At 70.1% G+C, this 6381-nt stretch carries 4 protein-coding genes; 2 read left to right on the top strand and 2 right to left on the bottom strand.

Annotation, left to right across the window (positions count from 1 at the left end; genetic code table 11):
- Positions 1-118: 118 nt before the first annotated feature.
- Positions 119-1642: a tryptophan halogenase family protein gene (locus FKV24_RS05240; protein ID WP_141481626.1), complete on the top strand. Its 1524-nt coding sequence runs from the start codon at positions 119-121 to the stop codon at positions 1640-1642.
- Entirely contained in the window at positions 1639-4320 is a 2682-nt protein-coding gene (locus FKV24_RS05245) for a beta-mannosidase (protein ID WP_141481627.1), read from the top strand. Before FKV24_RS05240 ends, FKV24_RS05245 begins: the two co-directional genes overlap by 4 nt.
- Before the next feature lie 414 nt (positions 4321-4734).
- Here FKV24_RS05245 and FKV24_RS05250 read toward each other — a convergent pair whose 3' ends face one another.
- Positions 4735-5472, bottom strand: coding sequence for a copper homeostasis protein CutC (locus FKV24_RS05250; RefSeq protein WP_141481628.1), 738 nt, complete (start codon positions 5470-5472; stop codon positions 4735-4737).
- 2 nt (positions 5473-5474) lie between these two features.
- On the bottom strand, positions 5475-6381 hold a 907-nt coding region (locus FKV24_RS05255; RefSeq protein WP_141481629.1), incomplete at its 5' end, for a glycosylasparaginase.

Consider the following 6381-nt stretch of genomic DNA (forward strand, 5'->3'; position numbering starts at 1 on the left):
CCTGACCGGACGACCACCCTCTCGCTCCGCACGCGGTCGCCAGCGCGGGACAGGGCCGGATGCCGGCCCCCGCTTCCCCGACCGGCACGGGCCCGCCCTTCTTGTCCGAGGATCCGCAATGACGAGCTCCGACAACCGCATCAGGAACGTCGTCGTCGTCGGTGGCGGCAGCGCCGGCTGGATGGCCGCGGCGGCATTGGCCACCTACCTCGGCAAGGGCGCCAGCATCCGCCTGGTCGAATCCGAGCAGATCGGCATCGTCGGCGTGGGCGAAGCCAGCGTCCCGCACATGAAGACCTTCAACAGCAAGATGCTGGGGATCAGGGAGGTCGACTTCGTCACCCGCACCCAGGGCACGTTCAAGCTCGGCATCGAGTTCAGGAACTGGGGCCGCCTCGGCGACAGCTATGTCCACGGCTTCGGCAGGATCGGCCAGGGCCTGGGGCCGCTGCCGTTCCACCAGTTCTGGCTGAAGCTGTTCCTGGCCGGGCGCGCGGCCGACATCGGCGCCTATTCGCTGCAGACCGCGGCGGCGACGCAGGACCGGTTCATGGTCAGCCCCGACAACGCCCCGGCCGGATCGCCGTTGTCCGACATCGCCTACGCCTACCACTTCGACGCCGGCCTGTACGCCCGTTTCCTGCGCGAACTGTCCGAGCGCCGCGGGGTGAAGCGCACCGAAGGCAAGGTCGTCGACGTCGTCCAGCGCGCCGACGACGGCTTCATCGAAGCGCTGGTGATGGAAAGCGGCGAGCGCATCGAAGGCGAGCTGTTCATCGACTGCTCCGGATTCCGCGGCCTGTTGATCGAGCAGACCCTGAAGACCGGCTATGTCGACTGGAGCCACTGGCTGCCCTGCGACCGGGCGATGGCCGTGCCCTGCGAGATCGTCGGCGCGCCGACGCCCTACACACGCTCGACCGCGCTCAAGGCCGGCTGGCAGTGGCGCATTCCGCTGCAGCACCGCGTCGGCAACGGCTACGTCTATTCCAGCGGCCATCTCGGCGACGACGAGGCGGCCGCGACCCTGCTGGCCAATCTCGACGGCCGAGCGCTCGCCGACCCGCGTCCGCTGCGCTTCACCACCGGCATGCGGCGCAAGTTCTGGAACCGTAACGTGGTCGCGCTGGGCCTGGCCAGCGGCTTCCTGGAGCCGTTGGAGTCGACCAGCATCTACCTGGTCCAGTCCGGCATCCAGCGCCTGCTCGGACTGTTCCCGGGCCGCGACTTCGATCCGCTGCTGGTCGATCGCTTCAATCGCGAATCCGCGTTCGAGTACGAGCGCACCCGCGACTTCCTGATCCTGCACTACAACGCGACCGAGCGCGACGACACGCCGTTCTGGAACTACTGCCGCACGATGTCGATCCCCGACACCCTGCGCGAGGCGATCGAGCTGTTCCGCGCCGACGGCCGCTACTTCCGCAACGGCGAGGACTTCTTCGCGTTGCCGAGCTGGATCCAGGTGATGCTTGGCCAGCGCATCATGCCGCGCGGCTACCACCCGATCGTCGACGAGATGCCCGAGGACGACCTGGTCGAACACGTCGAGCGGGTACGACGGGTGATCGCCAACTGCGTCGGCGCGATGCCCCGGCACCAGGACTTCATCGACCAGTACTGCAAGGCGCCCAGCCCATGACACACACGGCCCCGACCGGCGCCCGCCGCCGCATCCGCCCGCTCTTGCGCCCACTCCTGCGCCTGCTCACCGGCGTTCCACTCGCCCTCGCCGCCAGTGCCGCCCTCGCGGGTAGCGCGGGCGAGATCGTCCTCGATGGCGACTGGCAGTTCCGCCAGCTGCCCGCCAGCCCGCAGGCCCGGGCGCATCCCGAAGCCGCGCCATGGCGCAGCGCAAGCGTGCCGGGCACGGTCCATACCGACCTGCTCGCCCACGGCCTGATCCCCGACCCCTACGTCGGCGCGCCCGAGGCCGGGCTGCAATGGATCGGCCTGGCCGACTGGGAATACCGGGTCGAATTCGACGCCCCCGCCGGCGCGCACGATGCCGCGCGCAGCGAGCTGGTGTTCGAGGGGCTGGACACCTTCGCCGAGGTGTATCTCAATGGCGAGAAGATCCTCGACGCCGACAATTTCTTCCGCACCTGGCGGGTACCGGTGCAGGGAAGGCTGAAGGACGGCGGCAACCGGTTGCGCGTGGTGCTGCACTCGCCGATCAACCGCATGCTGCCGCAGGTGCAGGCGATGCCGCACAAGATCGCCGGCAACTACCCTTCGCCCTATGGCGACGAGCCGCGCGACGCGATGACCGCGAACTTCGTGCGCAAGCCCGGCTACCACTACGGTTGGGACTGGGGCCCGCGCTACGTCACCGCCGGCGTCTGGCGTCCGGTGAAGCTGCGCAGCTGGGACACGGTCCGCATCGACGACCTGCACGTGCGCCAGGAGCGCGTCGGCGCCGAGCGCGCCGAGCTCAGCGTGCGTGTCGGCGTCGATGCCGCCCGCGCCGGCGAGTACGAGCTGCGCCTGTGGCAGACCGCGCCGGACGGCAGGCGCACGCGCGTCGCCCGCCAGCGCATCGATGTCGACCAGGGCGACAGCACCATCACCGTGCCGCTGCGGATCGACAACCCACAGCGCTGGTTCCCCGTCGGCTATGGCGCGCAACCGCTCTATCGTTTCGAGGCGGAACTGCTGGACGGCCGCAAGCGGGTGTCCCGCGCGCAACGGCGCACCGGCCTGCGCAGCGTGGTGCTGAACCGGGAGCCGGACGCGCGCGGCAACCGTTTCCAGTTCGAGATCAACGGCATCCCGGTGTTCGCCAAGGGCGCCAACTTCATCCCCTTCGACATGTTCCAGCCGCGCGTGAGCGAGGCGCAGCTGCGGCGGGTGCTGCAGTCCGCGGTGGACGCCAACATGAACATGATCCGCGGCTGGGGCGGCGGCTACTACGAGAGTGACACCTTCTACGACATCGCCGACGAACTGGGCCTGATGGTGTGGCAGGACTTCATGTTCGGCGGCGGCATGCAGCCGGCCTACGACGACGCCTTCCGCGCCAACGTCGTCGCCGAGGCGCGCGACAACGTGCGCCGCCTGCGCGACCATCCCAGCATCGTCCTGTGGTGCGGCAACAACGAAGAGGAAATCGCCTGGAAGTACTGGGGCCACGGCCGCGACCTGAAACAGGCCGACCCGGTGTTCGCCGACAAGGTGTGGGACGGCTACGTGCAGCTGTTCGGCCACGACCTGCGCGAAGTCGTCGCCGAGGAAGGCGGCGGCATCGCCTACTGGGCCAGCTCGCCGAGCAACGATCTGGCCGAGGTCGCCAACACCGAGGACGCTGGCGACATGCACTACTGGGAGGTGTGGGGCAATCCCGCGCACCCGCCACTCAAGTACCTCGACATCACCCCGCGCTTCATGTCCGAGTACGGCCTGCAGGCCTGGCCGGTGCAACGCACGGTCGACCATTTCGCGGCGCCCGGCGAACAGGGCATCGACACGCCGGTGATCGAAGCCCACCAGAAATTCCTCGCCGGCAAGGGCAACGAACGGCTGATGCACTACGTGCGCATGGAGTTCGGCGAGCCGACCCGCTTCTCCGACTTCATCTACCTCAGCCAGGTCGCCCAGGCCGAGGGCATCGAGCTGGCCGCCCTGCACCACCGTGCCAGCCGTCCGCACACCATGGGCACGCTGTACTGGCAGCTCAACGACGTCTGGCCGGGCGCCTCGTGGTCGGGCATCGACTGGTTCGGACGCTGGAAGGCACTGCAGTTCCATGCCCGCCGTTTCTTCGCCCCGGTCGCGGTATCGGCCCTGCGCAAGGACGGCCGGGCCCGGGTGCACCTGCTCTCCGACCGCACTCGCGAGCTGCGCGGCGAGCTGCGGCTGCGGGTGATGGGCCTGGGCGGCGAGGTGCTGCGCGATGAGCGCCAGACCGTGGTCCTGCCCGCGTTGTCCTCGACCGAACTCGCGCAGTACACCGACGCGCAACTGCTCGGCGACGCCGACCCGGCTGCGACCGCGGCGGTGTTCGAGCTGAGCGTCGAGGGCGAACCGCCCTCGCGTCGGGTGGTCTGGTTCGGGCCGGCCAGCGGGATCGACTGGGGCGTCCCCGAGCTGCAGGCGACCCTGGACCGCGACGGTGACGGCTATGCGCTGGAACTGCGCAGCGAACGGATCGCACGCGCGGTATGGATCGACTTCGGCGACATCGATGCCGAGTTGTCGGACAACGCGCTGACCCTGCTGCCGGGCGAGACCGCTGTCGTCAGACTGCGCTCCGACGCCGGCCTGGAGGAATTGCGCACGGCACTGGCGGTACGCTCGCTGGCCGACGCATTGCGACGTTGACGAAGCTCCACTCGGTAAACCCCAGCACCTGCCGGGCCCCGTCGATGCGTCTCCAGCCCACATTCGCGCTGCGCGCGAATCGCCCTGACTCGGGAGGCTGTCCCGTAGCAGCGGCGTAAGCCGCGAGGGCCTTCCCATGAACCCATCGCGGCTTACGCCGCTGCTACGGTGGATGAGGCATTGATTGCTCGCAGGAAGTCGTGGGCCGATCCCCTCACCGGCACCGCCAAGCCTTTTGTGGGAACCGCGTAAGCCGCGATCCCCGGACTGCACCCCGGAATTCCGAAAGTTTGCTGCGCACCCGCCATTGCGCCTCCGCCCCATTCGCGCCTGCGGGGCGAATCCCCCCTGACTGAGGGGGAGAGTTTCGTTCAGGCCTCGCGGCCGAGGCCGCTCCAGCGGTCTTGGACCGGATCAATCATCGCGCAGGGCCGCGCACAGCGCCGCGACCCGTGCCGGGTCGGTCTGCCAGCGTTCCGGCTCCAGTCCGGGCAGGCCTGGCACGCGATGACGCATCGGCGAGGCCAGGCGCGCCCGCGCCGAGGCATGGAACTCGTCGGCACCACTGCGCTGGCGCAGCAACGGCAGCGTCGCCGCCTCGACCCCGGCCCCGGCCATCACCCTGATCCGCCCCGCAGCCCGCTCGACCAGGGTGGCGATCGTCGCCGCGCCGTCCAGTGCGTTGGCCTGTGCCCCGGAGGTCAGCACACGCTCGCAGCCGAGCGCGATCGCCGCCTCCAGCGCCGCGACCGGGTCGCGCGAGGCATCCAGCGCGCGATGGAAGGTCACCCCCAGCGGGCCGGCCGCGGCCACCAGCTCGCGGCATGTCGCCATGTCGACATCGCCATCGGCGTCGAGCGCGCCGATCACCACGCCATCGCAGCCGATGCGCACGCAGGCTTCGATGTCGCGGCGCATCGCCTCGCGCTCATCCTCGTCGTAGAGAAAGTCGCCGGCGCGCGGGCGCACCAGCACGTACAGCGGAATGCTCAGGCGCTCGCGCGCCGCCGCGATGGTGCCCCAGGACGGCGTGCAGCCGCCCTCGCCGAGGTTCTCGCACAACTCGACGCGGTCGGCGCCGCCGGCCTGCGCGGCCAGCGCCGAAGCCAGCGAGTTGGCCGCGATCTCCAGCAGCGGCGCGCCGGCGGACATGTTCAGCGCACGCCTTCGGAGTAGATCGCGCCGGCGTCATGCAGACGCTCGTGCGGCCCGGCGCCGCCGTCATGCAGGGCGTAGACGAAGCCCTCGTGCAGGGCGAAGGCACCGACCTCACCATCGCGGTTCAAGGCCAGGAAACACACCTGCAACCGGCGACTGGCCTCGGGACGCTTGCGCACCACCCGGTCGATCGCCTCGCGGCAGGCGTCCATCGGCGAACGGCCCTGGCGCATCAGCTCGACCACCAGGAAGCTGGCGGCGTTGCGGATCATCTCCTCGCCGACGCCGGACGCGGTCGCCGCGCCGACTTCGTTGTCGACATACAGGCCGGCGCCGACGATCGGACTGTCGCCGACCCGCCCGTGCAGCTTCCAGGCCATGCCGCTGGTGGTGCAGGCGCCGGCCAACCGCCCCTGCGCATCAAGCGCGAGGATGCCGAGGGTGTCGTGGTCGTGGCTGTCGCCGGGCCGCGACTGCTGGATGCGGTCGCGCTCGACATTGATCTTCGGTTCGTAACGCGACTCACGGCGCCACTCGCGCCAGGCCTCGCGGGCGCCGTCGGTGAGCAGCGGGGTCTTCTCGAAGCCCTGTTCGAGCGCGAACTGCTGGGCACCGTCGCCAACCAGCATCACGTGCGAGGTCTTCTCCATCACCGCGCGCGCGACCGAGACCGGATGGGCGATGTCCTCCAGCGCCGCGACCGCGCCACAGCAGCCGTCGCCGTCCATGATGCTCGCGTCCAGGGTCAGCACGCCGTCGCGGTCGGGATTGCCGCAGCGACCGACGGTCGGGTTGCACAGATCGGCCTCGGCCCAGCGCGCGCCGGCCTCGACCGCGTCCAGAGCGGTGCCGCCCGCGCCGAGCACGCCCCAGGCGGCGGCATTGGCACCGACCCCGAAGTCC

This window comes from Marilutibacter maris, assembly GCF_006546735.2.
Classification (GTDB): Bacteria; Pseudomonadota; Gammaproteobacteria; order Xanthomonadales; family Xanthomonadaceae; genus Marilutibacter; species Marilutibacter maris.